This window comes from Cupriavidus sp. H19C3 (genome assembly GCF_049393815.1).
GTDB lineage: Bacteria > Pseudomonadota > Gammaproteobacteria > Burkholderiales > Burkholderiaceae > Cupriavidus.
Map to the genome: position 1 here is coordinate 1,410,292 of NZ_CP184986.1, position 25,521 is coordinate 1,435,812.

Annotated in this window: 23 protein-coding genes and 2 pseudogenes; 16 read left to right on the top strand and 9 right to left on the bottom strand. The window is 66.7% G+C overall.

The window, feature by feature from the left end; translation table 11 throughout:
- Positions 1-24 precede the first annotated feature (24 nt).
- Positions 25-1,377 carry a GntP family permease gene (locus DFLDMN_RS25870; RefSeq protein ID WP_423198605.1) on the top strand — a complete coding sequence of 451 codons (1,353 nt, stop codon included), beginning with the start codon at positions 25-27 and terminating at the stop codon, positions 1,375-1,377.
- Between the two features lie 168 nt (positions 1,378-1,545).
- Here the strand turns inward: DFLDMN_RS25870 and DFLDMN_RS25875 are convergent, their stop codons facing one another.
- The 4 genes from DFLDMN_RS25875 to DFLDMN_RS25890 all read right to left on the bottom strand — a co-directional run bounded on the left by DFLDMN_RS25875 (position 1,546) and on the right by DFLDMN_RS25890 (position 5,759).
- Positions 1,546-2,505, bottom strand: a complete 960-nt coding sequence (locus DFLDMN_RS25875; protein WP_423198606.1) for a helix-turn-helix domain-containing protein — start codon at positions 2,503-2,505, stop codon at positions 1,546-1,548.
- A 201-nt stretch (positions 2,506-2,706) separates the two neighbouring features.
- The gene (locus tag DFLDMN_RS25880; protein WP_423198607.1) at positions 2,707-3,348 is read right to left on the bottom strand and encodes a response regulator transcription factor; all 642 of its coding nucleotides are present in this window, start codon (positions 3,346-3,348) and stop codon (positions 2,707-2,709) included.
- Positions 3,345-5,138 (bottom strand): PAS domain-containing sensor histidine kinase, encoded by a 1,794-nt coding sequence (locus DFLDMN_RS25885; protein WP_423198608.1) that lies wholly within the window; start codon positions 5,136-5,138, stop codon positions 3,345-3,347. The genes DFLDMN_RS25880 and DFLDMN_RS25885 overlap by 4 nt, the downstream gene beginning before the upstream one ends.
- Positions 5,139-5,372: 234 nt before the next feature.
- Complete coding sequence (locus tag DFLDMN_RS25890; RefSeq protein ID WP_423198609.1) at positions 5,373-5,759, bottom strand: response regulator transcription factor; 387 nt, start codon at positions 5,757-5,759, stop codon at positions 5,373-5,375.
- A 633-nt stretch (positions 5,760-6,392) separates the two neighbouring features.
- Here DFLDMN_RS25890 and DFLDMN_RS25895 point away from each other — a divergent pair.
- The 13 genes from DFLDMN_RS25895 (at position 6,393) to DFLDMN_RS25955 (ending at position 18,975) form a co-directional block, all read left to right on the top strand.
- Positions 6,393-6,806, top strand: a complete 414-nt coding sequence (locus DFLDMN_RS25895) for a hypothetical protein (RefSeq protein ID WP_423198611.1) — start codon at positions 6,393-6,395, stop codon at positions 6,804-6,806.
- Positions 6,807-7,190: 384 nt separating this feature from the next.
- The gene (locus tag DFLDMN_RS25900) at positions 7,191-8,456 is read left to right on the top strand and encodes a PQQ-dependent sugar dehydrogenase (RefSeq protein WP_423198612.1); all 1,266 of its coding nucleotides are present in this window, start codon (positions 7,191-7,193) and stop codon (positions 8,454-8,456) included.
- Positions 8,456-8,842: a c-type cytochrome gene (locus DFLDMN_RS25905; protein WP_423198613.1), complete on the top strand. Its 387-nt coding sequence runs from the start codon at positions 8,456-8,458 to the stop codon at positions 8,840-8,842. Before DFLDMN_RS25900 ends, DFLDMN_RS25905 begins: the two co-directional genes overlap by 1 nt.
- A gap of 518 nt (positions 8,843-9,360) precedes the next feature.
- Positions 9,361-10,254 (top strand): RNA polymerase sigma-70 factor, encoded by an 894-nt coding sequence (locus DFLDMN_RS25910; RefSeq protein WP_423198614.1) that lies wholly within the window; start codon positions 9,361-9,363, stop codon positions 10,252-10,254.
- 236 nt (positions 10,255-10,490) lie between these two features.
- Complete coding sequence (locus tag DFLDMN_RS25915; protein WP_423198615.1) at positions 10,491-10,973, top strand: carboxymuconolactone decarboxylase family protein; 483 nt, start codon at positions 10,491-10,493, stop codon at positions 10,971-10,973.
- 46 nt (positions 10,974-11,019) lie between these two features.
- Positions 11,020-11,430 carry a cupin domain-containing protein gene (locus tag DFLDMN_RS25920; protein WP_423200575.1) on the top strand — a complete coding sequence of 137 codons (411 nt, stop codon included), beginning with the start codon at positions 11,020-11,022 and terminating at the stop codon, positions 11,428-11,430.
- 83 nt (positions 11,431-11,513) lie between these two features.
- Entirely contained in the window at positions 11,514-12,491 is a 978-nt protein-coding gene (locus tag DFLDMN_RS25925) for a LysR family transcriptional regulator (RefSeq protein WP_423198616.1), read from the top strand.
- Positions 12,492-12,680: 189 nt separating this feature from the next.
- On the top strand, positions 12,681-13,439 hold the full coding sequence (locus tag DFLDMN_RS25930; protein WP_423198617.1) for an SDR family oxidoreductase: 759 nt from the start codon (positions 12,681-12,683) through the stop codon (positions 13,437-13,439).
- Between the two features lie 181 nt (positions 13,440-13,620).
- Positions 13,621-14,580, top strand: coding sequence for an aldo/keto reductase (locus tag DFLDMN_RS25935; protein WP_423198618.1), 960 nt, complete (start codon positions 13,621-13,623; stop codon positions 14,578-14,580).
- Between the two features lie 9 nt (positions 14,581-14,589).
- Positions 14,590-15,987, top strand: coding sequence for an NTP/NDP exchange transporter (locus DFLDMN_RS25940; protein ID WP_423198619.1), 1,398 nt, complete (start codon positions 14,590-14,592; stop codon positions 15,985-15,987).
- 152 nt (positions 15,988-16,139) lie between these two features.
- Positions 16,140-17,246, top strand: coding sequence for an S-(hydroxymethyl)glutathione dehydrogenase/class III alcohol dehydrogenase (locus tag DFLDMN_RS25945; protein WP_423198620.1), 1,107 nt, complete (start codon positions 16,140-16,142; stop codon positions 17,244-17,246).
- A 10-nt stretch (positions 17,247-17,256) separates the two neighbouring features.
- Positions 17,257-18,105, top strand: coding sequence for an S-formylglutathione hydrolase (fghA, locus tag DFLDMN_RS25950; protein WP_423198621.1), 849 nt, complete (start codon positions 17,257-17,259; stop codon positions 18,103-18,105).
- Positions 18,106-18,120: 15 nt separating this feature from the next.
- Complete coding sequence (locus DFLDMN_RS25955) at positions 18,121-18,975, top strand: LysR family transcriptional regulator (protein WP_423198622.1); 855 nt, start codon at positions 18,121-18,123, stop codon at positions 18,973-18,975.
- A gap of 20 nt (positions 18,976-18,995) precedes the next feature.
- Here DFLDMN_RS25955 and DFLDMN_RS25960 read toward each other — a convergent pair whose 3' ends face one another.
- The 4 genes and pseudogenes from DFLDMN_RS25960 to DFLDMN_RS25975 form a co-directional block, all read right to left on the bottom strand.
- On the bottom strand, positions 18,996-19,997 hold the full coding sequence (locus DFLDMN_RS25960) for a zinc-dependent alcohol dehydrogenase family protein (RefSeq protein WP_423198623.1): 1,002 nt from the start codon (positions 19,995-19,997) through the stop codon (positions 18,996-18,998).
- Positions 19,998-20,105: 108 nt separating this feature from the next.
- Positions 20,106-20,942 (bottom strand): HNH endonuclease, encoded by an 837-nt coding sequence (locus DFLDMN_RS25965; protein ID WP_423198624.1) that lies wholly within the window; start codon positions 20,940-20,942, stop codon positions 20,106-20,108.
- A 109-nt stretch (positions 20,943-21,051) separates the two neighbouring features.
- A pseudogene (locus tag DFLDMN_RS25970) lies at positions 21,052-21,231 on the bottom strand (hypothetical protein); the annotation flags it as partial.
- A 522-nt stretch (positions 21,232-21,753) separates the two neighbouring features.
- Positions 21,754-22,950: pseudogene (locus DFLDMN_RS25975) on the bottom strand (AAA family ATPase); the annotation flags it as partial.
- On the opposite strand from DFLDMN_RS25975, the gene DFLDMN_RS25980 reads away from it, so the two are divergent.
- Both DFLDMN_RS25980 and DFLDMN_RS25985 read left to right on the top strand, forming a co-directional pair.
- On the top strand, positions 22,853-24,331 hold the full coding sequence (locus DFLDMN_RS25980; RefSeq protein WP_423198625.1) for an amidase: 1,479 nt from the start codon (positions 22,853-22,855) through the stop codon (positions 24,329-24,331). The pseudogene DFLDMN_RS25975 and the gene DFLDMN_RS25980 overlap by 98 nt on opposite strands.
- Positions 24,332-24,436: 105 nt before the next feature.
- Complete coding sequence (locus tag DFLDMN_RS25985) at positions 24,437-24,685, top strand: hypothetical protein (protein ID WP_423198626.1); 249 nt, start codon at positions 24,437-24,439, stop codon at positions 24,683-24,685.
- A 22-nt stretch (positions 24,686-24,707) separates the two neighbouring features.
- Here the strand turns inward: DFLDMN_RS25985 and DFLDMN_RS25990 are convergent, their stop codons facing one another.
- Complete coding sequence (locus DFLDMN_RS25990) at positions 24,708-25,520, bottom strand: MetQ/NlpA family ABC transporter substrate-binding protein (protein ID WP_423198627.1); 813 nt, start codon at positions 25,518-25,520, stop codon at positions 24,708-24,710.
- Position 25,521: the final 1 nt, after the last annotated feature.

Here is a 25,521-nt window from a genome sequence, read left to right on the forward strand (position 1 = left end):
CGGTGGCACCGCAAAGGAGACAACATGGGTGCCGTAACAGGAACCACGCTCTTGGTGTATGCGCTGATCGCCGTGATCGCGCTGGTGATCATGATCGCCCGATTCAAGCTCAACCCCTTCATCACGCTGGTGGTGGTATCGGTGCTGCTGGGCTTTGCCTCGGGCATGCCGATGGGCGACATCATCAAATCGTTCGAGGCCGGCGTCGGCGGCACGCTCGGCCATATCGCGCTGGTGATCGGGCTGGGCACGATGCTCGGCAAGATGATGGCCGAATCGGGCGGTGCCGAACGTGTGGCGCTGACCCTGATCGACTTCTTCGGCGAGAAGAACGTGCACTGGGCGATGGTCACCATCGCGTTTATCGTCGGCCTGCCGGTGTTCTTCGAAGTCGGCTTCGTGCTGCTGGTCCCGATCGCATTCAACGTGGCCAAGCGCACCGGCACGTCGATGGTGCTGGTGGGCATTCCGATGGTGGCCGGCCTCTCCGTGGTGCACGGCCTGATTCCGCCGCACCCGGCCGCGCTGCTGGCGGTCTCCGCCTACGGTGCCGACATGGGCCGCACCATCATGTATGCGCTGATCGTCGGCATTCCCACCGCGGCCATCGCCGGCCCGGTCTTCGCACGCCTGATGGACCGCTACGTCAAGCTGCCGGCCATCAACCCGCTGGCCGAGCAACTGACCGAGGAAGCCACCGAGCGGCACGCGCTGCCGGGCTTCGGCATTACCGTGTTCACCATCCTGCTGCCCGTGATCCTGATGCTGATCGGCAGCTGGGCCGACCTGTTCACCACGCCCAAGACCTTTGCCAACGACTTCCTCAAGCTGATCGGCAATTCGGTGATGGCCCTGCTGATCGGTACGCTGGTGAGCTTTTTCACCTTCGGCAAGGCGCGCGGCTTCAACCGCGAGACCATCCTCAAGTTCACCAACGAATGCGTGGCCCCGACCGCGATCATCACGCTCGTGGTGGGCGCGGGCGGCGGCTTTGGCCGGGTGCTGCGCGACTCGGGCATCTCGAATGCGATCGTCGACGTGGCCACCAGCGCGCATGTCTCGGTCCTGGTGCTGGGCTGGCTGGTGGCGGTGCTGATCCGCATTGCCACCGGTTCGGCCACCGTGGCCATGACCACCGCCGCCGGCATCGTGGCGCCGATCGCCGCCAGCGTACCGGGCACGCGCCCGGAACTGCTGGTGCTGACCACCGGTGCGGGCTCGCTGATCCTGTCGCACGTGAACGACGCCGGCTTCTGGCTCGTCAAGGAATACTTCAACATGACCGTGACGCAGACCTTCAAGACCTGGTCGGTCGCGGAAACCATCATTTCGGTGGTAGCCCTGCTGTTGACGCTGGGACTCGCGACGGTGATCTGAGCGTTCGCGCACGGCAAGGTACGCAACCCAGGTACCGCCGCGGCGACGCGGTACCCCAGGTGGCAAAACGAGGGCGCGGCAGTCATGGCCGCGCCCTCGTTGTCATTGCATGGCATGGCCCTGCCGTGGGCATGCCCATGGCCAGGGTTATGGCCCGGCGGCGGGCACTCAGCCCGTCACGGCCACCTTGCTGCGCCAGCGGTAAGGCGTGTCGCCCACGAAGCGGCGGAACACCGTGGTGAAGTGCGCCTGCGAGCGGAAGCCGCAGCGCAGCGCCACGTCCAGCACGCTGCCCTTGTCGTCGCGCAGCAGGTCCTGCGCATGCTCGATGCGACGGCGCAGCAGGTATTCGTGCGGCCGCAGGCCCGTCGCCAGGCGGAACTGCGCGGCAAAGTGCATGCGGGTCAGACCCGCGCTCTCGGCAATATCGGCCAGTCCGATCGCTTCCGACAGGTGCGCGTCGATATAGTCCACCACGCGGCGCAGGCGCCAGGCCGGCAGCCCCGTGACGTGCCGCGTCTGCGCGGCCACGCGGTTGAAATGGTTGCTCACCAGGCGCGAGACGATGGCCATGCTCACGCTGTCGATGAACAGGCGGCCCAGGCTCGGGTCCTGCGTATGCGCCATGGCCAGGGCCTGGCCCAGGCGCTCCATGGTGGTATCCGTGGTCAGGCGCGGATCGGACAGCACGATGTCGCCATTGTGCTCGCGGCCGAACAGGTCGCGATGGCACTCGGTAAGCACCGGCTGCGGCACAAACAGGTGCAGCACGTCGCTGGCCGATTCGAACACCGCGCTGGTCTTTACCTTCGGCGCCGTGATCTGCACCGCCCCGGCGGCGACGCGCCCCTGCACGATCAGGCGGCCCGCAGAGAGGAACGTCGCATTCAGGCTGCGCAGGCTCAGCGCGATGCAGTGATGGTTGTCATAACCGTCGTGGGCCACCTCGATCTGGCCGGCATCGGGACGAATCCAGCGCAACACGGGCACGTGCCGGGCGGTGCCCGCTGCGGGGTCCGTGACGATCGCGTGCTCACGCCATTGCATCTCTTCCCCGATCGGGGACTCCGGAAACGCGGGCCGCACGGGTGCGGTGAGTTCGGGATTGAGAGTGGTCAATTCGGTCATGTCAAACCTGCTGTCTGGGGGTTGGCAAGGCTGTGCGACCATGCACTGCCAAGATGCCTTCAAGGTATATCAGCAAGTACCGGGCAACCAGACAGACATCCGTTTACGCAGGCCGTGATTAGGTTTGACGGCTATATACCAAGGTATAGGGTAGTGCCCGGTTTTTGCGCAATCGCCCGCCCGGAACCACCCGCGCCCGCCTCAACTGGCCGGCGCCACGCCCAGGGCCTCGGCCTTGAGCACGAGGTCCGCCAGCGAGCGCGCCGCCATCTTGCGCATGGCCTGACCGCGGTGGATCTTGACGGTAATCTCGCTGAGGCTCATCTCGGACGCGATCTGCTTGTTCATGAGCCCGCGGGTCACGAACGACATCACCTCGCGCTCGCGCGGCGTGAGCGAGTCGTAGCGCCGCCGCAGCTCCGACAGCGAGCGGTCGGCCGAGCGCCGCTCCTCGTCGCGGGCCAGCGCATTGGCCACGGCGTCGAGCATGTCCTGGTCGCGAAACGGCTTGGCAAGAAAGTCCATGGCCCCCGCCTTCATCGCCTTGACCGACATGGCAATATCGCCGTGGGCAGTCATGAAGACGATGGGAATGGGCACACGTTCCTCCATGATCTGCTGCTGCACGGCGAGCCCGCTCTGCCCTTTCAGGCGTACATCGAGCACGAGGCAGCTGGGGGCGTCCTCGAGTTCGTGCTCCAGGAATTCCGTGGCGGTGGCAAACACCTCCACCCGGAATCCCACCGACCGCAACAGCATGCGCACCGCGTTGCGCATGGATTCGTCGTCATCGACGACATAGACGATCGCGCTCCCCGCGACGCCGTCCGTCCCGTGACTCATTGGTGTACCTCCTCATGCATCGGAAGTTCCACCCGCAACGTCGCACCTCTCTGCGGAGGCGATTCGGCCCATATTCTTCCCCCATGGGCTTCGACGATCGAGCGGCAGATTGACAACCCCATTCCCATGCCGTCCTTTTTAGTCGAATAAAAAGCATTGAACAGCTTGTCCGCATCGGCTGGCGGAAATCCGCAGCCCGCATCGCGCACCGTGATGGCCGCGAAGCGGACGCCCTGCACGCGTTCGGTCACCACCCACAGGTCGCGCCGGCGGTCGTGGATCCCCGCCATGGCCTGGACCGCATTGACCAGAAGATTGATCAGGACCTGATGCAATTGCACCCGGTCCCCCGACACATACAGTGCGCTGGGCGCGAGCCGGATATCGGGCTCCACCCGGTTGGCCTGGAATTCACGCCGCACCAGGCTGGCGGCCTCGGTGACGAGCACGTTGATGTCGAGGCGCTCGTAGACCGGATCCCGCTTCTTCGCCATCGAACGGATCTGGTGAATGATGTCCGTGGCGCGGCGCGCATCGCGGATCATCTGTCCGATGGACTGCTGGGCCTCCGCGACCTCGGGTTGCGCGCGGTTGAGCCAGCGTACGGCGGAGTCGCCGCAGGTGACGATGGCCGCCAGCGGCTGACTCACCTCGTGGGCGATGGAAGCCGCAAGCTCGCCGAGGGTTGTGACGCGCGTCACGTGAGCAAGTTCCGCCTGCGAGCGCTGCAACGCTTCCTGCGTGACGGCGGCATCGGTCACATCCATCAGCGCGCCGACATATTCCGGAAGCAATGGTGCGGCGTTGGTACGCCGCGCAACAAAATGGACATAACGCACAGCGCCATCGGGCATCAGCAACCTGTGCTCGACGTCGATATACGGCTTGCCCTCGCGCGCCATCTGCCGCGCCGCGCTCACCCGCCCGAGATCGTCGGGATGCGTGCGCGCCGAGATCAGCTCGGGCGACGGCGTGACGTCGGTATCGTAGCCGAGGATGCGGTACGCCTCGGGCGACCACGTCATTTCGGAGTACGGCGGCTGCAACGCGATGCTGCCCGTCTTGCTCAGGCGCTGCGCCTCCGAGAGAAACGCCTCGCTGCGCGCGAGCGCCGCCTCGGCGCGCTTGCGGTCGGTAATGTCGTTGCTGGTGGCGACGATCGCCACGGGCTTGCCGCGGTCGTCGCGCCACAGTGCCCAGCGGCTCGAGATGGTCAGCAGCTGGCCGTCCTTGCGCACGCGCTGGACCTCGCCGTCCCATCGCCCGGTGCGCAGCAGTTCGTCGTGGATATGCTCCAGCGGAATCGGGAAAGTGGTGCGCGTGAGCGCATGGATCGACTGCCCCACCGCTTCCGCCGCGGTCCAGCCATAGACCTCGTGGGCGCCACGATTCCAGAACGTGATGATGTCGTTCATGTCGTGCACCACGATCGCATCGTGCGTGAGGTTCAGCATCTGGATCTGCTCACGCAATCGCGCCGTATTGCCGAGCCCGCGTAACGCCAGCAGCGTGGCCGTGCTGTTGGCGAGCAGGCTCACCAGGCAGCGGCCGAGCTGCGCCCCGCCACCGGTCGGCACGCTCGAAATGAAAAAGCCGAGCACGGTCAGGCAGGCGCAGATGGCGCTGGCGGTAATCGTCGCCGCGCGCGAGCCGGTGGAAGCCACCAGCAGCACGACGACGACGTAGAGCACCGCGATCGCGATATCCAGTGGAGTCAGGGCGTCGACCACGAAAATGGCCAACGCCAGAACCCCGGCGATGATCGACAGCATACGGGAGTTTGGATGCATGGGAGGTCCGAACACCCGGCGTGGCAATCCGCCCCCATTACCGCGACCCGGCCCGCGACCCAGCAAGCGGGGGAACGACAGCGGAAGACGATGCGCCGCAGACATACGAACCTCTAGACCTCAGGGTTGCGCCGGAATTTTGCCATGGCGCGCGTAACGGACGCATATCCCTGCCCGCCACCGGGAGGCCGGGATACCGGTCCGTGCCGCGAAGTCTCGCACATGCAGCCGGATTTAGTGAGATGGCGGACCGACGTCGAGCGCCACCCGCTCCAGACAAGCCTGGACGGAAGCGCTGTCAACCGGCTTCGGCAATACCGACATCGCGCCCGAATCGAGCGCCTGTCGTCGTACGGCGTCGGTGCAGTACGCCGTGATAAAGATGATCGGCACCGAAAACTGCCGTTCGGTCAAGGTCCGTTGCATTTCGAGCCCCGTCATGCCTGGCATCTGGAAATCGGTGATCACGCAGTCCGCCTCCGCGACCCGGCCGGAATCCAGGAAGGCCCGTGCGGACGCGTAGGGATGCACTTCCCAGCCGAGCGAACGCACCAGCCTGGCCGTGGCCAGACGGACGGACTCATCATCGTCAACAATCGCAACAATCAGCGTGTTCTGCAAGCGACTACCCCAGCCTCGTGAGCATGCGGCGATCTGCAACCCCATCGTCGCAGCACCCGTGGGGCAGATCATAGGGGCCGCCCGGGGCGCGCATAACTATATGTTCGTATAGGCGCGAGCGCGGCCATCCCGTCCGGATGTCCGTGCTGATTCCCGCAACAATCGCCTGTTCGTGGCCAGGGTTACGGCCCGGATAAGGCCGCGCCGACGGGCACCCGTCGGATTCACGATGCGACCGCAAGCTTAACCGCCTGGCGCGCAAAAATGCCGGAAAAAATCCGACGGCCTGTTTCCCGTTGCGCGCATCCCCCTTCGTGCGCTGCAAAAGGCCGCCATGGAACCCATACGGACGGATGACATCGCGACACGAACGCGCCACCGGTGCGTCCGAACAGATGGCTGCGCGCACACCGCCCAACCCCTAGCATGGAGGCACGACCACGGTCCGGGGCGGCAGCGTGGTCGCCGCCGGTGTGCGACCGCCCCAATGCAGTCTCCTCGTTTGGGGCATCGCCCCCGGCGGCCGCGGTCCCCCCCAGGGGTCCGGCCGCCGATGTTTTCCGCTCTTTGTCCCATGAACAAGGGCGCTGGCTGCGCGCAGACCAGTCACCCACTCTCTCTCCGGAGTTCGACATGACGCAACGTGCTATCCGTATCTCCCGACTTACCTCCCGACTAACCTCCCGATTTACCTCCCGCCGTACCCTGCGCCCAGCGCGCCTGGCCGCACGCCTCGCGGCGGCGTTCCTGCTGGGTGCCGCCGCGCTGGCGTCGGCCCATGCCGCCGATCCGCGCGCGCTGCCGGCGCACGATCGCGATGACGATGCGTTCCGCACCGGTCCACGCGATCCGTACACCGATGGCGCCCGCGCGAGCCAGCACGGCGACGGTATCGAGGACACCCATGGCGCGGTCAACCGGCAGACCGACTGGATGCCCGACGGGTCCAGCCATGCCGCCGCGCTCGACGTGCCGTTCGCGGGCCGGCTGGCCGGCATGGACCGCACCGGCGTCTCGGCCCCGCCCGACGGCAAGCATAGCGGCTAGGCGCGCGGCATGCTCCGCTTGCACCGCATGGGGTGATGGCCGTGGACCGGCCCGGTCGCCCCAAGCCGGGCCGGCATTCCCGGCCATTGCGAACGTTGCGGACATTGCGGCCGCGGAAAAAAGCCAATGGCTATCGCGGCCATTGGCTTTTGTTATTGCCATTCCCGCCGCGCGGCAGCCCGCGCTCAGGGTGCGGGGGGATGCCGCGCGCCAGGCGGCGTTTTCCTGGAATCGCCTTTCCCAGCACAAAACTTTGACCTAAGCTTTCCAGGTCGTACCCCGCCAGGCAGGGGATCCGACGGGATGCAGCCGTCCCACCGGGTGGTCGTACCTTTTGCGGTCGCGGGCTTCAAAAGCAGACAAGAACCTCCGGAGACAACCACCATGTTGCAAACCCCGAAGCTTTTGCCGCTGGCCGCTGCCCTGCTCCTGGCCACCACTGCCGCCGTGGCGGCGGACAAGAACAACCTCGACAAGCTCTCGCAGTTCAAGGCGACTGGCACCGCGCCCGCCGAAAGCGTGCCGCAAACCGGCCAGAAAGCCGACTCGCTACGCGAGAACCTCAAGGCCATCAAGCTGCCGCCGGGCTTCAAGATCGAGCTCTATGCCGTGGTGCCCGACGCGCGCCACATGGCCGTGGAGCCGTCGACCGGCGTGGTGTTCGTCGGCACGCGCAAGAATCGCGTCTGGCAGGTGACGGACCGCACCAAGCGCCGCGTCGCCGATGACGTGGTGGCCTTTGCCACCTCGATCTCGTTCAAGGTGCCCAACGGCGTGTGTTTCTCGCCCGACGGCATCCTCTACGTGGCCGAGCAGAACCGCGTGCTGGCGTTTCCGGCCGCGCAGTTCTTCGGCGAGGGCGGCCCCGATGTGGCCGCCGCGGTGGTGGTGCCGCAAGGCAAGCTGATCCCGACCGAATTCGAGAGCTTCAACCACGGCGCGCGCGCGTGCCGCGTGGGCCCGGACAAGAAGCTGTACATCGCCCTGGGCCAGCCGTGGAACGTGCCGCCCAAGAACAAGCTCGCCGCGCTCGACCGCAACGGCCTGGCCGGCATCATCCGCATCGACCAGGACGGCAAGAACCGCGAAGTCTATGCGCACGGCGTACGCAACTCGGTGGGGCTCGACTTCAACCCGGCCGACAAGACGCTCTGGTTTACCGATAACCAGGTCGACGGCATGGGTGACGACCAGCCCCCCGGCGAACTGAACCGTGCCACCAAGGCGGGCCAGAACTTCGGCTTCCCGTGGTACGGCGGCGGCAAGGTGCGCACGACGGAATACAAGGATGCCGAGCCGCCCGCGGGTGTGGTCTTCCCTGAAGTCGAGTACGCCGCCCATGCGGCCGACCTCGGCATGTCGTTCTATACCGGCAGCATGTTCCCGGCCAGGTACAAGGGCGGCGTGTTCGCGGCCGAGCATGGTTCCTGGAATCGCACCAAACCGGTTGGCGCACGCATCATGCATACCGCCATCAAGCCCGATGGCACGGCCGGGGAAACCGAGGTCTTTGCCGAAGGCTGGCTGACGCCCAACGGCGAATACATGGGGCGGCCGGTCGATGTGCAGCAGTTGCAGGACGGCTCGCTGCTGGTGTCGGACGACTATGCCGGCGCGATCTATCGTATTTCGTACTCCGGAGCCAAGTGATGCGGGTATGGCAAGTCTGGGCAGGAAAACAGCGGGCCGGCCTGGCGTGGCCGCGCCGCCAGACCTCGCGGCATGGCGTTGCGGTGCTGGCCGGCATCGCGCTGCTGGCGGCCCTGGCCATGCCGGCATGGTCGGCCGACGCCACCGCGGGCCGGGCCAGGGCGGTGCAATGCCAGGCCTGCCATGGCCTCGACGGCATGTCGAAACTGCCCGAGGCCCCGCATCTCGCGGGGCAGAACGAGCAATACCTGATCAAGGCCCTCAAGGACTACCGGTCGGGGGCCCGCAAGGACGAAATGATGTCGATGATGGCCAAGCCGCTGACCGATGCGGACATTGCCAACCTGGCGGCGTACTACCACGGCCTGAAACCGCAAGCGCCCTGAGGGCGGGGCGCGTGGCATGGCCACCTCGCCGCCGTTGCAAAAAGCCGGACGACCTTGCGGGCCGTCCGGCTTTTCATTTGCGGGTCATCGGCCCGCCGTCGGCCACGGGCGCTCCATCTGGCCGGGCTCGCCCGGTCGATGCGGCAACCGGCGTATTGACGGGCGCATTGACGGGCGTATTGACGGACGTATTAGATGGGGTGTCAGCGGGCGTATTAAGGGCGGGATGGTGTAGTCCGATGTCTCGCGATGGGTCATGCGATACATGTGCGACCTCCTTTCAACGTTGATGTCCACGGCGCCAGACCGCCGCGCCGGCCGTCACAGGTGTGGCGGCAGGGGTCATTCTTGGCATCGATTGGACACACGTATATGGGACGATTCTCAAAATTTCCGACAGAAAATCAGCCTTGTTGCATCATGTGGTCCGACGTCGCCGTCACAAAACCCTGCCCTCGAACGTCTTGCGCCCGGGCCGCATGTGGCATGCGTGCATGCGCCCGGGACCCGAAAACAACATGGATGAATTGACCCGTACTTTCGACCAGCTACGCCCCCGCCTGCACGGCATTGCCTACCGCATGCTCGGTTCGGTCGCCGAAGCCGAGGACGTCGTGCAGGACGCATGGCTGCGCTGGCACGGCGCCAGCCACGAGAGCCTGGACAGCGCCGAGGCCTGGCTGGTGGCCGTTACCACCCGCATCGCGATCGACCGCCTGCGCGCCGCCAAGGTGCAGCGCGAGCACTACACGGGCATCTGGCTGCCCGAGCCGCTGCTGGAGGCGTCGCCGCCGACACCGGAAGAATTGAAGGAGCGCGCCGACGACCTGTCGGTGGCGTTTCTCAAGATGCTGGAACGCCTGACCCCCGAGTCGCGCGCGGCATTCCTGCTGCGCGAGGTGTTCGATGCCGACTATGACGAGGTGGCCAACGTCATCGGCAAGAGCGAGGCCGCCTGCCGGCAGATCGTCAGCCGCGCGCGCACGCAACTGCGTGAGGAACGTCCGCGCTACACGGTTTCCCGCGAAATCCATCAGAACCTGCTGCAGGCCTTTGCGCACGCGGTGGACCGCGGCGACTTCCAGGCCATCAGCGGCCTGCTGGCCGAGGACGCGCAACTGATCGGCGACGGCGGCGGCAAGGTCACCAGCTTTCCCAAGCCGCTCGGCGGCGGACGGCGCATTGCCCAGCTGTTCTATGCGGGCCACCTGCGCTATGGCGCGGACATGCGCTTCGAGCCGGTCATTCTCAATGGCCAATGGGCGCTGCTGCGCTTCATCGAGGGCCAGCTCGAGTCTGCGCAGAGCTACGAGACCGATGGCGAGCGCATCGTGACCATCCACGTCCAGCGCAATCCGGACAAGCTCATCCGGATCGCGGCCGCTTATGGTGCTTGCGGCGCTGGTTGCTGAGCTGGCTGCCGAGCTGGTCGGCGGAGGCGGTCGCCAAGGGTAATCCCTGACGGCGACCGATGCCGCGGCCGCGCACCCGCACCAGGATTGGTGCCCTGCGCTCAACAACATGAGCACCTCCGGGTGTCTACCGGCACGGCGCCCGGCTTTCTACCATTCTTCCTGCGCGGTCCCATGCCGCATGGCACCCCGGCGTCCCCCGGGGACCTCCCTCCATCCGCCAGGAAAGAAAGATCATGACCCAACGTCTCAACTACATGCAGCAAGCCCCGGAGCTGTTCAAGAAGTTCGTGGAATTCAGCATGGCCATGCAGAAGATCACCAGCATCGAGCAGCCGCTGAGCCACCTGGTGGAGATCCGCGCCTCGCAGATCAACGGCTGTGCCTTCTGCCTCGACATGCATATCAAGCAGGCCAAGATCCATGGCGAGCGCGAACTGCGCATCCATCACCTGCCGATCTGGCGCGAATCGACCCTGTTCTCGCCGCGCGAGCGCGCCGCGCTGGCCTGGACCGAAGCCCTGACCCGCATCGGCGAGCACGGCGTGGGCGACGAGATCTATGAGCGCGTGCGCACCCAGTTCTCGGAGAAGGAACTCACCGACCTCACCTACCAGATCATGTCGATCAACGCGTGGAACCGCGTCAACATCGCCTTCCAGACCGTGCCGGGTTCGTCGGACAAGGCATTCGGCCTCGACAAGGCCAACCTGGAGTAACGCCATGATCCGCATGCCCATGATGCGCATTCCCACGCTCGGTACCATGCTGTGCATGCTGGCCGCGCCGCTGGCGGCCCTGACGCTGGCGCTGCCGGCGCGGGCCGCGGGTGGCCAGATGGTGCACGACGGCGTCACCGTCACGCCGCTGATGACGCAGGAGCTGCCCGAATATCCCGGCAAGGAAGCGGTGATGATCTCCGTGGAATATGCGCCGGGCGCGGCCGATCCGGTGCACCGTCACGACGCCCACGCCTTTCTCTATGTGCTCGAAGGGTCCATCGTGATGGGCGTCAAGGGCGGCAAGGAAGTCACGCTGAAGCCGGGCCAGACCTTCCATGAGGGCGCGCAGGACATCCATACCGTCGGACGCAACGCCAGCCGGACCCAGCCCGCGAAGTTCATCGTCGTGCTGCTGAAGGACAAGGGCGCGCCGATTCTCACGCCCATCAAGTAAGCCGGGAAACATCTTCGCGATTTTTTCGCGGATTTTTTCGCGATTGTTGTCACAAACGCATGGTGTCCAACGTCTTGAGGGATATGGACACCATCGCCCCCCTCCCGGATATCCGTCGTGACGCCCTCGCCTCGAGCTTTGCCACGAGCTACGCGGGGGTGGTCGCGTTTCTGGCCGTTGTCAGCGAAGGCAGCTTTGCCCGCGCCGGTGACCGTCTCGGCATCGGCCGCTCGGCGGTCAGCCGCAATGTGCAGAAGCTGGAAGCGCAACTCGACGCGCGCCTGTTCGTGCGGACCACCCGCAGCACCACGCTGACGCGCGAAGGCGAGCTCTTCTACGAGAATTGCCATCCGGGTGTGGAGCGCATCGCGCAGGCGCTCGACGATATGCGCGAGCTGCGCAACGGTCCGCCACGCGGACAGCTGCGCGTGCGCGCCAGTACCGGCTTCGGCCGCAAGGTCATCGCCCCGCTGCTGGGCGACTTTCACGCCAAGTATCCCGAGATCGCGCTCGACTTCCAGCTCGACGACCGCCCGGCCGACTTTACCGGCGACCGCGTCGACGTGGCGTTCCGGGACGGCAAGATGGAAGACAGCCAGGTCGTGGCCCGGCAGTTGATCCCGATGCAGCTGCTGGTCTGCGCCTCGCCCGACTATGCGCGCGAGCATGGCCTGCCGCAGACGCTCGACGAGATTGCCGGCCACTGCTGCATCAACTATCGTGCCGCCAGCGGGCGGGTGCGCGACTGGGAGTTCAAGGTGGACGGCCAGGCGTGCTCGCTCTCGCCCACCTCGCAGCAGACGTACAACGATGCCGACCTCGTGCTGCAAGCGGTGCTCGCGGGCCAGGGCATCGCGCAGCTGGCGGCCTACCAGGTCTGCGACCTGCTGCGCGCCGGCGAGCTGGTGCCGTGCCTGGCGCGCTATGCGCCGGACGACCGCGGCCATTACGTCTGCTACCTGAGCCGCAAGCAGTTGCCTTCGCGCATTCGCGTGTTTATCGACGAGATGACCGAGCGCACGCGCGCGCTCGATCTGGCGTTGCCGTTTCCCGGCGTCTGAAGGCGGCGGGCATCGATCAATGGGTGCGTTGGCCGGCCGCCGCCGCAATTGGTGCCAGGACATCGACGTCGCCCCGGTGCTTTCGCCGTCATTGGTGCCCATATGGCAACACGCTGCATCCCTGCGCGGGGCTACCGCGCGATGCGCGCGGCCCCTAGCATGCAAGCATCCATCCTCCAGGAGAAAGTCATGAAGATCGTCGTCATCGGCGGCACCGGCCTCATCGGTAGCAAGACCGTCGCGCTGCTGCGTCAGCGCGGCCACGAGGTGGTGGCCGCCTCGCCCCAGTCGGGCGTGAACACCCTGACCGGCGCAGGCCTGGACGCGGCGCTGGCGGGCGCGCAGGTCGTGGTGGACGTGGCCAATTCGCCGTCGTTCGAGGACAAGGCCGTACTCGAATTCTTCGAGACCTCGGGCCGCAACCTGATCGCCGCCGAGAAGAAGGCAGGGGTGAAGCATCACGTCGCACTGTCCGTGGTGGGCACCGACAAGCTCGCGGAAAGCGGCTATTTCCGCGCCAAGATCGCGCAGGAAGCGCTGATCCGCGCTGCCGGCATCCCTTACACCATCGTGCACGCGACGCAATTCTTTGAGTTTATCGGCGGCATCGCGCAGGCTGGCGCCGTCGGTGACGAAGTGCATCTGTCGCCCGCCTTCATCCAGCCGATCGCGTCCGACGACGTGGCCGCGGCGATGGCCGATACGGCCGAAGCCACGCCCGCCAACGGTATTGTTCCCATTGCCGGTCCGGAACGCCTGCGCCTGCCCGAGCTGATGGCGCGCTACTTTGCCGGCACCGGCGATGCGCGCAAGATCGTCGCCGATCCGGATGCCCGTTACTTTGGCGCACGCCTGGCGGACGATACGCTGGTCCCGACCGGCCCCGCGCGGCTCGGTGCCATCGGCCTGGAGGCGTGGCTGCGCCAGGCACAGGCGGCCACCAGGTAAGCGGTATCGCGACGGCCTCACCCCGCCGCCGCTGCCGGCGGGGGGCGCACGCGTGCCGTGCGCGGCCCATCTCTGGCCGGCCGGTGCCCCGGCCACCGCCTTCCTACCCCGTCCGCGGTCGTGTTTACAAGCTTCGTCCAACGCGCTAAGGTCTCCCGACCTGACTCGTAAGGACGTCGCCATGTCAATGGATCGCCGCACCTTTCTCGGTCTTACCGGCGTTGGTCTTACCGGCGTTGGTCTTACCGGCGTTGGTCTTACCGGCGCGCTCGCCCTGCCGCGCGCGTATGGCGCCACCGCGGAGGCGGCCACGGTCGCCGCGCCGATGCGCCGCAAGCTTCCGGGCAGCACCGAGGCCCTGCCCGTGATCGGCATGGGGACCGCCGATACCTTCAATGTCGGCAGGAGCGCGGAAGAACGCGCGCCACTCGCCGAGGTCATGTCGCTGCTGCTGCGCGACGCGCCGGGCGGCGTGGTCGATACCGCGCCAAGCTATGGCAGCGCGGAGGGCGTGACCGGCGACCTCCTGCAAACCGCCAACGCGCGCACGCGCGTGTTTCTGGCCACCAAGATTTCCACCAGCCACGCCAGCGCGCCGGCGCAGTTCAGCGAGTCGCTCGCGGCGCTGCATGCCGATACGATCGATCTGCTGCAGGTGCACAACCTGATCGACTGGCGCGAGAACCTGCGCTGGATGCGCCAGCTCAAGGAAGCGCGCAAAGTGCGCTATATCGGCATCACCCACTACCGCGACGATGCGCACGAGCAGCTGGCGCAGATCCTGCGCAGCGAGCGCGTCGACTTCCTGCAGGTCAACTATTCGCTGGCCGAGCGCAATGCGGAGAAGGTACTGCTGCCGCTGGCGCAGGAACGCGGTGTGGCGGTGCTGATCAACCGGCCGTTCCAGGATGGGCGCATGTTCTCGGCGGTGCGGGGCAAGACGATTCCGGACTGGGCCGGCGAGATCGACTGCAATTCCTGGGGACAACTGTTCCTCAAGTTCATCGTCAGCCATCCCGCCGTGACGGCCGCGATTCCGGCAACTTCCAAGCCGCGGAACATGGCCGATAACCTTGGCGCCGGGTTCGGCCGCATGCCGGATGCGCGCGAGCGCGGCCGCATTGCCGCCCTGCTGGCCTGACGCCGGCCGATGCCTCCGACCGGTACGCCGGGTCTGCTGCAGCGCGGCTTCGATATCCGGCGCGGCGAAGGCGGTGCCGTCGCCGCGGGCTTCCTGTTCTTCTTCTGCCTGTTTGCCAGCTATTTCATGTTGCGGCCGGTGCGCGAGACCATGGGGATCGCGGGCGGCGTGCAGAATCTGCAGTGGCTGTTCACCGCGACCTTCGTGGTGATGCTGCTGGCGATTCCAGTCTATGGCGCCGTCTGCGCGCGGCTGCCGCGGCGCCGCTTTGTGCCGTGGGTGTATGCGTTCTTCGTGGCCAGCCTGCTGGCCTTTGCGTTTGCCACGCGGCGCGCGCCCGACGACGTGTGGCTGGCGCGGGCGTTCTACGTGTGGCTGTCGGTCTTCAACCTGTTCGTGGTGTCGGTGGCCTGGAGCCTGATGGCGGATGTGTTCCAGCCGGGACAGGCGCGCCGCCTGTTCGCGCTGATGGCGGCAGGCGCCAGTGCGGGCGGGCTGGCGGGCCCGGTGCTGGGCGGCTGGCTGGTCGGCCGCATGGGCCTGACCGGGCTCATGCTGCTGTCCGCCGCGCTGCTCGCGGCCACCTTGCCGGGCGTGGGATACCTGTTCGGCTGGCGGCGCCGGGCCGGTGCCGGCATGCCGGGCGCGGAGAGCGACGACACCGGCGACACGCGCGGGGACCGCTTCGATCCGGCGCAGCCGGTGGGCGGCAGCCTGTGGGCCGGTCTGGTACGGGTGGCGCGTTCGCGCTACCTGCTCGGGATCGGCCTGTTCGTGATCCTGCTGGCCACCGCCAGCACGTTCCTGTACTTCGAGCAGGCGCGCCTGGTGGCCGCCACGTATCCGACGCGCGCGCAGCAGACCCAGGTCTTCAGCGCGCTCGACGCCACCGTGCAGGCCCTGACCATCCTGGTCCAGCTGTTCTTCTCGGGACGCGTGGCGCGCCGCTATGGCGTGACGGCGCTGCTGACCGCGGTGCCGCTGGCCGTGACGGCGGGCTTTGTCCTGCTGGCGATCTGGCCGACCTTCGCGGTGCTGGCCGGGGTCATGATCCTGCGCCGCGTCGGCGAGTACGCGCTGCTGCGCCCGGGCCGCGAGATGCTGTTCACGGTGGTCGATCCGGAAACCAAGTACAAGGCCAAGAATGTCATCGACACCGCGGTGTACCGTGCCGGCGACGCCGTCAGCGCCTGGGTCAAGACCGCGATCGACGCGTTCTCGGGTCATCCCGCCACCGTGGCACTGGCCGGCGCCGCGCTGGCGCTTGCCTGGGGCGCGCTCGGCTGGTGGCTCGGCCGGCGTCACGAAAGTCAGCTCGGGGCCGACGGACATCCCGCGCGCGCGGACCGGGCCACGCCCGCGACCGCGCTGCCGGCACCGGTCCGGCTGACGGATTCCGAGCGCTGACCGCACGCGTTGCAGCGGCGGCGGCCGCCGGACGGCTACCGCGGCCGATAATCGCGCAGCGGCTGGCCGCGACGTCACGCAGGACGTATAGTCTTGGCCTGTCGCGGGCCGCGTGGCCCGCTCATCCCACACGCATTGCCGAGGAGCCATCCATGAAGACCAAAGCTGCCATCGCCTGGAAGGCTGGCGCACCGCTGACCATCGAGGACGTCGAGCTCGAAGGACCGCGCGCCGGCGAGGTGCTCATCGAAGTCAAGGCAACCGGGATCTGCCATACCGACTACTACACGCTGTCCGGTGCCGACCCCGAAGGCATTTTCCCCGCGATCCTGGGCCACGAAGGCGCCGGCATCGTGACCGACGTCGGCCCCGGCGTCACGTCGCTGAAACCCGGCGACCACGTCATCCCGCTCTATACGCCCGAGTGCCGCCAGTGCAAGTTCTGCCTGTCGCGCAAGACCAACCTGTGCCAGGCCATCCGCGCCACCCAGGGCAAGGGCCTGATGCCGGACGGTACCTCGCGCTTCTCCGTCGGCGGCAAGCCGGTGTTCCACTACATGGGCACCTCGACTTTCGCCAACCATATCGTCGTGCCGGAAATCGCGGTGGCCAAGGTGCGTCAGGACGCGCCGTTCGACAAGATCTGCTACATCGGCTGCGGCGTGACCACCGGCATCGGCGCCGTGATCTTTACCGCCAAGGTCGAGGCTGGCGCCAACGTCGTGGTGTTCGGCCTCGGCGGCATCGGCCTCAACGTGATCCAGGCGGCGAGGATGGTGGGCGCGGACAAGATCATCGGTGTCGACCTCAATCCGGCGCGTGAAGCCATGGCGCGCAAGTTCGGCATGACGCATTTCGTCAACCCGAAGGAGGTCGGAAACGTGGTCGACCATATCGTCCAGCTGACCGACGGCGGTGCCGACTATTCGTTCGAGTGCATCGGCAACACGCAGGTCATGCGGCAGGCGCTCGAGTGCTGCCACAAGGGCTGGGGCAAGTCGATCATCATCGGGGTGGCGGAAGCCGGCGCGGAAATCTCCACGCGGCCGTTCCAGCTGGTCACGGGCCGCGAATGGAAAGGCTCCGCCTTTGGCGGCGCGCGCGGCCGCACCGATGTACCGAAGATCGTCGACTGGTACATGGACGGCAAGATTAATATCGACGACCTGATCACGCACACCTTGCCGCTCGATCGCATCAACGAAGGCTTCGACCTGATGAAGCGCGGCGAGTCGATCCGCTCGGTCGTGCTCTACTGAGGCAGCCGCCATGGAACTGCTGTCCGAACACGGCTGCCACGGCGGCGTGCAGCGCTTTTACCGGCATCCGTCGTCCGCCATCGGGCTGCCGATGCGGTTCTCGGTCTTCCTGCCGCCGCAGGCGCTGGGCGCCAACCCCACGCGCGTGCCGGCACTGTTCTATCTGGCCGGGCTCACCTGCAGCGAGGAAACCTTCGCCATCAAGGCCGGCGCCCAGCGCCATGCGGCCGCGCATGGCCTGGCGCTGATCGCGCCGGACACCAGCCCGCGTGGTGCCGGGGTGCCGGGTGAAGCCGACGCATGGGACTTCGGCGTCGGCGCCGGCTTCTATCTCGATGCCACCGAGGCGCCGTGGCGCATGCACTGGCGCATGGAAAGCTATGTCGCCGACGAGCTGCACGACCTCGTCAGCGCGCGTCTGCCGGTGGATGCCAACCGCATCGGCGTGTTCGGTCATTCGATGGGTGGGCATGGCGCACTCGTGCTGGCGCAGCGGCACCCGGGCCGCTATCGCTCGGTATCGGCGTTCGCGCCCATTGCCGCACCCACGCAATGTCCATGGGGACACAAGGCCTTTGCCGGCTACCTGGGCGAAGATCGCGCGCGCTGGGCGCAGCACGATGCCAGTGCGTTGATGAGCGCGCAGGCCTCGGCGCCGTTCCCGCACGGCATCCTGATCGACCAGGGGCTCGACGACAAATTCCTGGCCGAGCAGTTGCATCCGGAGGCATTCGAGGCGGCCTGCGCCAAGGTCGGGCAGCCGCTCACGCTACGCCGCCATGCGGGCTACGATCACGGCTACTACTTCATCTCGACCTTTATCGAAGACCATATCCGGCACCACGCGGCACAACTCTGAGGACGGTGCGCCATCATGGAATGGAGCGATATCCGCATCTTCCTGGCGATCGCGCGCGCGGGCACGCTGCAAGGCGCGGCGCGCGTCGCCGGACAGACCCAGCCCACCATGGGGCGCCGCCTGCGTGCGCTGGAGGAAAGCGTCGGCCAGACGCTGTTCCAGCGTACCGCCGAAGGGCTGGTGCTGACGGACGCCGGTACGGCCATGCTGGGTCATGCCGAGCGCATGGAGGAAGAAGCGCTGGCCCTCTCGCGCGCGCTGGCGGGTCAGGATGACGTGCTCGAAGGCACGTTGCGGGTCTCGTCATCCGACTGGTTTGGCGTGTATGTGCTGGCGCCGGTGATCGCGGCCTTCCTGCGGGTGCATCCGCAGGTCAGCGTCGAGCTGCTGACCGAATCGCGCCTGCTCAACCTGGCGCGGCGCGAGGCCGATCTCGTGTTCCGTATCCAGCCATTCGACGAGGCCGGTATCGTGCAGCGCCGGCTCATGCGCATGGAGTATGCGTTGTATGGCGCCGTCGATGCGCCACTGCCCACGCTCGGCGATGGCACCGGCTGCGGACTCGTGACCATGGACAGCGCGTTTGCCGAGATGCCCGATGTTGGCTGGCTGCGCGAGCAGTTGCCGCATGCGCGCATGGTGTTCGGCAGCAACAGTCGCGAGGCCCAGGCACGGCTCTGCGCGGCCGGCGCGGGCTTCGCGGTATTGCCGTGCCTGCTGGCCGATCGCATCGAGGGCCTGCGCCGCATCGAGACGCCCACGCCGCCGCCTGGCCGCGACGTCTGGGTCGGCTATCACCGCGACCTGCGCCGCCTGCCCCGCCTGCGCGCGCTGCTGGACGCGACGGTGGCGGCGCTGGCGGACGCGTAGCGCGGCCGCGCGCCACGGTTTCACCGCGCCACGTCGACCACCAGCTTGCCCTGGGCGGCGCGCGTCTCGATCGCCAGGTGGGCGTCGAGTGCCTGGTCGAGCGAGAAGGTCCGCGCGTCCATGCGCACCGACAACGCGCCCGCGTCGACCAGCCGCGTCGCTTCGCGCAGGATCGCGCCATGATTGGCTCGGCCACGGCCGCTCAGCAACGGCAGCAGCGTGAACACGCCCGAGTAGGTCGCCGCGCGGAACGAGAGCGGCGCAAGCGCATGCGTGCCCCATCCAAGGCAGCTGACCACATGCCCCCCATAGGTCCGCGCCGCCTGGAACGAGGTATCGAGCACCGCGCCGCCCACGGTGTCGTACACCACGTCGAAGCCTTCGCCGTCCGTGTATTGCTGCACGTAATCGGCCACGGCGGTGGTCGTATGGTCGATGAAGGTGGCGCCGTACCCCTCGATGGTTGCGCGCTGCGCGGGGCTGCCGGTGGCGTACACCTTGGCACCGAGGGCTACGGCGATCTGCACCGCGATATGCCCGACTCCGCCCGCGCCGCCATGCACGAGCACGGTCTGGCCCGCACGCACGGCGGCCCGGTCGACCAGCCCTTCCCATGCGGTAATGAACACCAGTGGCAGCGCCGCCGCCTCGCGCACCGGCTGGCTCGCAGACCGATGCGCCAGCAGGTCGGCATCGACCGCCGCGTATTCGGCCAGCGATCCCTGCAGACCACCGACGCCGCCGGTCATGCCGTACACCGCATCGCCAGGCTGAAATGCGGTCACGCCGTCGCCCACCGCCTCGACCACGCCCGCCAGGTCGAGTCCCAGCACCGCCGGCAACGGCTGCCGCGCATGCGCCGCCTTGCCCGCGCGGATCTTGGTATCGAGCGGATTGACGCCGCTGGCCAGAATCCTGACCAGCACCTGACCCGGACCCGCCACCGGCCGCGGCAGCGCGACTCGCTTGAACGGTGCACCGGGCTGCTCGACGATGAGGGCTTGCATGGTAAGAGACGACATCTTGAACTCCTTGCCGCTTGGCAACTGGATGAGATGTCACCATTGTTGGCGACAGGCGCCCGCGCGTAAATCGACGATTTGGCACGCGCGCCATGCAGAATTGTTGAGCTAGAGCGGCACCCCTGCCAGCCGGGCAAAGTAACGGCACATGCCCGCAAACTGCTGATCGCTCCGGCACATGCGACGGATCTCTGCCAGGCTGGCCTGCCGCTCGACCTTGCCGCCGGTCCGCCATACCGTCACCGCAAAGGCCAGTGACCGGTAAACCTGATAACGGGTGCGCGTCAGTGTTTCCCGGTTGAGGCCGAGAAACGCCACCGCCGCAGCCACGGCACGGCGCGCGCGGGGCGAGGCGTGATCGGGTGCCACCAGGTGGACTTCCTCGTTGGTCTCGACCGCCTTCCATGCGAACAACGGCTCGGGATCCTCAAGATACGGGTGCGGCAAATGCGCCTGCTCGGGGATCCACGCCGCCCTCACGGTGGCGTCGTCGGCCACGACGGGATCCGGGCAGATTCCCTGCAACAGACGCTTGCGCGCCGCAGCCGCGGTCGGCAACGTTGCCGGCAATTGCGGCGCCTTCAGTCGCGCCCCGCCAACAGGAAAGAAATCCTTCTTGTGGACCTGATTGCATAGCTGGCAGGCAAATACATAATTGTCTACACACAGTGCCAGCCACCAGTACACCGACTTTGGGCGAAAGTGCTCGACATCACCGTGCGCAACACTTGACGTACTCGATTCGCAGTACGCGCACTTGTCATGACTGTCGCGCGTCAGGAAGCGCTTCATCTTCTTCCAGTCGGCGATGGCGCCTTTCCACACAATGGCATCACCGTGAGAAATCCTCGCATCGCACAGTTTCGCCAGCTTGTCGAGAAGCTTTGGCCCAGTGAAGCTGGCATGGACGCTTTTCAGATCCCTGCTTCGTTTCAGATAGATCATGACCGGCCCCCTCAGCCCGGTTGCTCTGTCCGGTTCATTGCATCGCTTTGGCCCAATGGGCTGGTAACGTAGGCGCGACTCTCCTCGCGGGCACCGCCTTTTACGCTGGCGCCCTTTTTGCGGCCACCTTCTTCGCGGCTACCTTCTTCGCGGCCACCTTCTTTGCGGCCACCTTCTTCGCGGCCACCTTCTTTGCGGCCACCTTCTTTGCGGCGACCTTCTTTGCCGCGACCTTCTTTGCCGCGGCCTTTTGTGGCGCAGCAGGCTTCGACCTCGACGCCGTAGCCACTAAAAGGTTCGACGCCGCCTTCGTCGGCGCGGTCGCCGCCGTGACGCGCTTTCTGGCCGCCACCCCGCGGGTTTCGGCCTTCGCCCGCGTGGCCTTGCTTGCGGGCACTGCCACCGCGCGCCCAGCGGCGCCAAACAGGGCCTCGGCCCCGCGGATCCGGTCCACTGTCGTCGTGCGCGACATGCGCTGCTGAAAGGCGATCAACTCGGCAAAAGCGGGCGCTTCATCGACCGGCAACGGCGTCGTCCCCTCAAGGTGGCTGCGAATGGTCGCGAGGCGTTTCAGATCCGTGGCGGACTTGCGCCCCGAGCGCAATTCAATCTGCCTTGCCTCTTCGCGCCATGCGGCGACCCTCGGCGAGTCCAGGGTGTCGAGCCCGATCAATGGCGAAAGAAACAACTCCGAGAGACGCAGCTTGCCGGGATCTCCGCGAAATGCGACAAGTTCCGGCTGGCCCACCTCGCCCTCCCTGCGCACGACGAAGAGCTCGCCTTCGCCGCATTGCTGGACCGCCAATGGCGAATGCGTAGTGGCAACAACCTGCAGATGCGGAAAGGCATCGTCCAGGAATGCCACCAGGCGCCGCTTCCAGACGGGATGCAGATGCAGGTCCATCTCGTCGATGAGCAGCACGCCTCGTGCGGACAGCGGGTCCTTCCGATCGCCGAAGGTCTCGGTGATGCGATACAGAAGATCGCCGGCCCATGCCGCCATGGCCTGGTACCCCTCCGACAACTGGCGCAGCGGCACATCGCCATCCACCGTTTCCATGATGACGGCGCGGCTTTCCTTGTCGATATCCTTGAAGCGCATGCCCGGCAACAGCTTGTCGAGCACTTGCGCAATCAGCGTGCGCCCTTGTTGCCCGCTGACGTAATCGCGGCCGATGATCCACGACTCCAGGCCGACAAGCTGATGCGCCGGCGAAAACAATGTGCCCAGGCGCCCGGCGCGGCCCCTGTCCGTGGGACGTAGTGCGCCGCCTTCCGTATCGCCCGGCCGGCGGAACGCACCATAGCCGGCGACGAAGTAATTGCGGTCGGCGTGGCGAATGGCGTCGTCCAGCAGCGCGAGGCCTTTCTCGTTGTGCCGAATGACCATATCGCGCCCGTCACCACGCCGCAGGATCAGCGAGATTTGCCGCTCCTCTCCTTTGACGGTGGCGATCGTGGCCTTCAGTTCGGCGTTTTTTGCCCGGTTGTGAATCCACTGATCCGTGTCGCCCAGTAGATCGGGCAGCGCTTCGGACCCCGCCAGCAGCAGTCCGATAGCTTTCAGTACCGTGCTCTTGCCGCAGCCATTCTCGCCGAGCAGTACCGTCCAACGCCGTGTGCCGCTCTTCTTTACCGCCACACTGTTGGCCGTCATACGGTTTCCCGCCATGCCATTGCCCGGCATGCCGAAGTCGACCACCATATGTTGAATGGCTCGGAAATTCCTGATTTCGAGTTTGACGAGATACATGTCTTTCCCTTGCGTAGCGCAATGCCGACCCTGCCGCGGGCTGGCGGCAAGTGTATGGGACATCCCCGATGCATGACAAGCCGCTTGCCGGCGGGCAGGGTCCGGCGGCATGATCATGCTTCCGTCCGCGCAACTTCCGTCAACTCGCCGCTCCGTCATGTCTGCCGCCACCGCTCTCCATCCCGTCGTCACCCTCTCCGCACGCGAACTGTCCCGGCAGATCCACGCCGGCACACTGTCCTGCCGCGAGGTCATGGCTGCCTATCTGGCGCATATCGGCGCCCATAACCCGCAGGTCAATGCCATCGTCGCCTTGCGCGACGCCGAGGCGCTGATGCAGGAGGCTGCCGCCGCCGACGAGGCGCTGGCGGCCGGCAAGTCGTCAGGCTGGATGCATGGCATGCCGCAGGCGCCCAAGGACCTGGCGATGACGCGTGGGCTGCGTACCACGTTTGGCTCGCCGATCTTTCGCGATAACGTTCCGACCAGCGATACGATCGTCGTCGAGCGCGCGCGCCAGGCCGGCGCGATCTTTGTTGGCAAGACCAATACGCCCGAATTCGGGCTCGGATCGCAGACCTTCAACCCGGTCTACGGCGCCACGCTGAACCCGTACGACCGCACCCGCACCGCGGGTGGCAGCAGCGGTGGCGCAGCCGCGGCGCTGGCCATGCGCATGCTGCCGGTGGCCGACGGCAGCGACTTCGGTGGCTCGCTGCGCAATCCCGCCGGCTACTGCAACGTCTATGGCTTTCGGCCGTCGGCCGGACGCGTGCCATACGGCCCCACGCCGGACGCCTTCCTGCCGCAGCTCGGCTGCGAGGGGCCGATGGCGCGCACCGTGGCCGACCTCGCCCTGCTGCTGGCCACGCAGGCCGGTCCCGACGTCCGCACGCCGCAGGCCTTGCCGCGCGACCCGGTGCTGTCGACCCTGACACCCGACAACGTCGACGCGGTGCTGGCCGCCGGGCTCAAGGGCAAGCGTATTGCGTGGCTCGGCGACTGGAACGGCTACCTGCCGATGGAAGACGGCATCCTGCCGCTATGCGAGGCGGCACTGGCGGCGTTTCCAGCCATGGGGATCGACGTCGAGGCAATCCAGCCGCCGTTTCCGGCCGAGAAAATCTGGCAGACCTGGCTGGTGCACCGGCATTTCTCGGTCGGCAATGCGCGCATGGCGCTCTATCGCAACGGGGCCACGCGCGCGCAGCTCAAGCCGGAAGCCATCTGGGAGATCGAAGGTGCCCTGCCGCTCACCGCCACCGATCTCTATGCGGCCAGCACCGAGCGCACCGCGTGGTACCAGGCATTGCAACGCCTGTTCGCGACCTTCGACTACGTGGCGGTACCCACCGCGCAGGTCTTTCCGTTCGACGTCACGCAACCGTGGCCCCGCACCATCGCGGGGCGCACGATGGATACCTATCACCGCTGGATGGAAGTGGTGGTGCCATGGACGCTCGCCGGCGCGCCGGTGATCAGCGTGCCGGTCGGCTTTGGCGAGCAGGGCCTGCCGATGGGCATGCAGCTGATCGGCAGGCCGCGCGACGACCTCGGCGTGATGCAGCTGGCCTATGCCTACGAGCGCGAGCGCGACTGGGTGGGCCGCCATCTGCCGCCGGCATTGCGGGGATGATCGGACGCCGGCCGGCCACGAATCGACGCCGGCTGGCCTCGCCAGCGGATATTGTGCCGCCCGTGCACTATGCTGAAGCGCACCCCCCCATTTCAGGAGCCTGTCATGCGTACTTCGATCCACCTGCTGGTATCGCTCAGCCTGCTGTGCGCAAGCGGCGCCGTGCTCGCGCACAACTGCCCGAACGAAATGAAGGCCATCGACGCCAAGCTTTCCACCAAACCGCAGCTGTCACCGGCCGATGCGGCCAAGGTTGCCAAGCTGCGCGCCGATGGCGAAGCGCAGCACAAGGCCGGCACTCACGATGCCTCGATGCAATCGCTGGGCGAAGCCAAGAAGATTCTCGGTATCTGACAGCGCGGCGCAGGCCAGTCGCTCAGAACGATGGCACCATCGCGCCCTTGAACCGGGTCTTCATGAACTGGCGCACTTCCTCGGACTGATAGGCCGCCACCAGCTTCTTGACCCAGGGCTTGTCCTTGTCCTGCGTGCGCACCACGATGATGTTGGCGTACGGGCTATGGATGTCCTCCAGCGCGATCGCGTCGCGCGTCGGCTGCAAGCCCGCGGCCAGCGCATAGTTGGTATTGATCACGGCCGCGCTCACGTCGGGCAGTGCGCGCGCCAGTTGCGCCGCATCCAGTTCCACGATCTTGAGCTTCTTCGGGTTCTCGGCAATATCGAGCGGCGTGGCATTGGCGCCGTTGACGCCCGCACCGCTCTTGAGCTTGATCACGCCCTGCGCGGCGAGCAGCAGCAGCGCGCGATTCTCGTTGGACGGATCGTTCGGCACCGCCACCTTGGCGCCTTGCGGCAGGTCCCTGGGCGACTTCAGCCTGGCCGCGTACATGCCCAGCGGCGAGATATAGGTGTAACCCACGCTGACCATCTTGTAGCCGCGCTGCCGGATCTGGCTGTCGAGGTATGGCTGGTGCTGGAAGCTGTTGGCGTCGAGATCGCCCGCATCCAGCGCGGCGTTGGGCTGCACGTAGTCGTTGAATTCGACCACCTTCACATTGAGACCATTGCGCCTGGCCACCTTCTGCACCACCTGCCAGACCTCGGCGTCGGGCCCGCTGACGGTGCCGACGCGAATGGTCTGTTCCTGCGCGGCCGCACTGCCGGCAGCGACCACGCCGACGGTCAGAATGGCGGCGGACAGCTTCCTGAAGAGCGAAGAGTGCTGCATG

Bases quoted from the DNA above. Each gene is read 5' to 3' on its own strand.
- DFLDMN_RS25870 (WP_423198605.1), top strand. From the start codon at position 25: ATGGGTGCCGTAACAGGAACCACGCTCTTGGTGTATGCGCTGATCGCC.
- DFLDMN_RS25875 (WP_423198606.1), bottom strand. From the start codon at position 2,505: ATGACCGAATTGACCACTCTCAATCCCGAACTCACCGCACCCGTGCGG.
- DFLDMN_RS25880 (WP_423198607.1), bottom strand. From the start codon at position 3,348: ATGAGTCACGGGACGGACGGCGTCGCGGGGAGCGCGATCGTCTATGTC.
- DFLDMN_RS25885 (WP_423198608.1), bottom strand. From the start codon at position 5,138: ATGCATCCAAACTCCCGTATGCTGTCGATCATCGCCGGGGTTCTGGCG.
- DFLDMN_RS25895 (WP_423198611.1), top strand. From the start codon at position 6,393: ATGACGCAACGTGCTATCCGTATCTCCCGACTTACCTCCCGACTAACC.
- DFLDMN_RS25900 (WP_423198612.1), top strand. From the start codon at position 7,191: ATGTTGCAAACCCCGAAGCTTTTGCCGCTGGCCGCTGCCCTGCTCCTG.
- DFLDMN_RS25905 (WP_423198613.1), top strand. From the start codon at position 8,456: ATGCGGGTATGGCAAGTCTGGGCAGGAAAACAGCGGGCCGGCCTGGCG.
- DFLDMN_RS25910 (WP_423198614.1), top strand. From the start codon at position 9,361: ATGGATGAATTGACCCGTACTTTCGACCAGCTACGCCCCCGCCTGCAC.
- DFLDMN_RS25915 (WP_423198615.1), top strand. From the start codon at position 10,491: ATGACCCAACGTCTCAACTACATGCAGCAAGCCCCGGAGCTGTTCAAG.
- DFLDMN_RS25920 (WP_423200575.1), top strand. From the start codon at position 11,020: ATGCTGTGCATGCTGGCCGCGCCGCTGGCGGCCCTGACGCTGGCGCTG.
- DFLDMN_RS25925 (WP_423198616.1), top strand. From the start codon at position 11,514: ATGGACACCATCGCCCCCCTCCCGGATATCCGTCGTGACGCCCTCGCC.
- DFLDMN_RS25930 (WP_423198617.1), top strand. From the start codon at position 12,681: ATGAAGATCGTCGTCATCGGCGGCACCGGCCTCATCGGTAGCAAGACC.
- DFLDMN_RS25935 (WP_423198618.1), top strand. From the start codon at position 13,621: ATGTCAATGGATCGCCGCACCTTTCTCGGTCTTACCGGCGTTGGTCTT.
- DFLDMN_RS25940 (WP_423198619.1), top strand. From the start codon at position 14,590: ATGCCTCCGACCGGTACGCCGGGTCTGCTGCAGCGCGGCTTCGATATC.
- DFLDMN_RS25945 (WP_423198620.1), top strand. From the start codon at position 16,140: ATGAAGACCAAAGCTGCCATCGCCTGGAAGGCTGGCGCACCGCTGACC.
- fghA (WP_423198621.1), top strand. From the start codon at position 17,257: ATGGAACTGCTGTCCGAACACGGCTGCCACGGCGGCGTGCAGCGCTTT.
- DFLDMN_RS25955 (WP_423198622.1), top strand. From the start codon at position 18,121: ATGGAATGGAGCGATATCCGCATCTTCCTGGCGATCGCGCGCGCGGGC.
- DFLDMN_RS25960 (WP_423198623.1), bottom strand. From the start codon at position 19,997: ATGTCGTCTCTTACCATGCAAGCCCTCATCGTCGAGCAGCCCGGTGCA.
- DFLDMN_RS25965 (WP_423198624.1), bottom strand. From the start codon at position 20,942: ATGATCTATCTGAAACGAAGCAGGGATCTGAAAAGCGTCCATGCCAGC.
- DFLDMN_RS25980 (WP_423198625.1), top strand. From the start codon at position 22,853: ATGTCTGCCGCCACCGCTCTCCATCCCGTCGTCACCCTCTCCGCACGC.
- DFLDMN_RS25985 (WP_423198626.1), top strand. From the start codon at position 24,437: ATGCGTACTTCGATCCACCTGCTGGTATCGCTCAGCCTGCTGTGCGCA.
- DFLDMN_RS25990 (WP_423198627.1), bottom strand. From the start codon at position 25,520: ATGCAGCACTCTTCGCTCTTCAGGAAGCTGTCCGCCGCCATTCTGACC.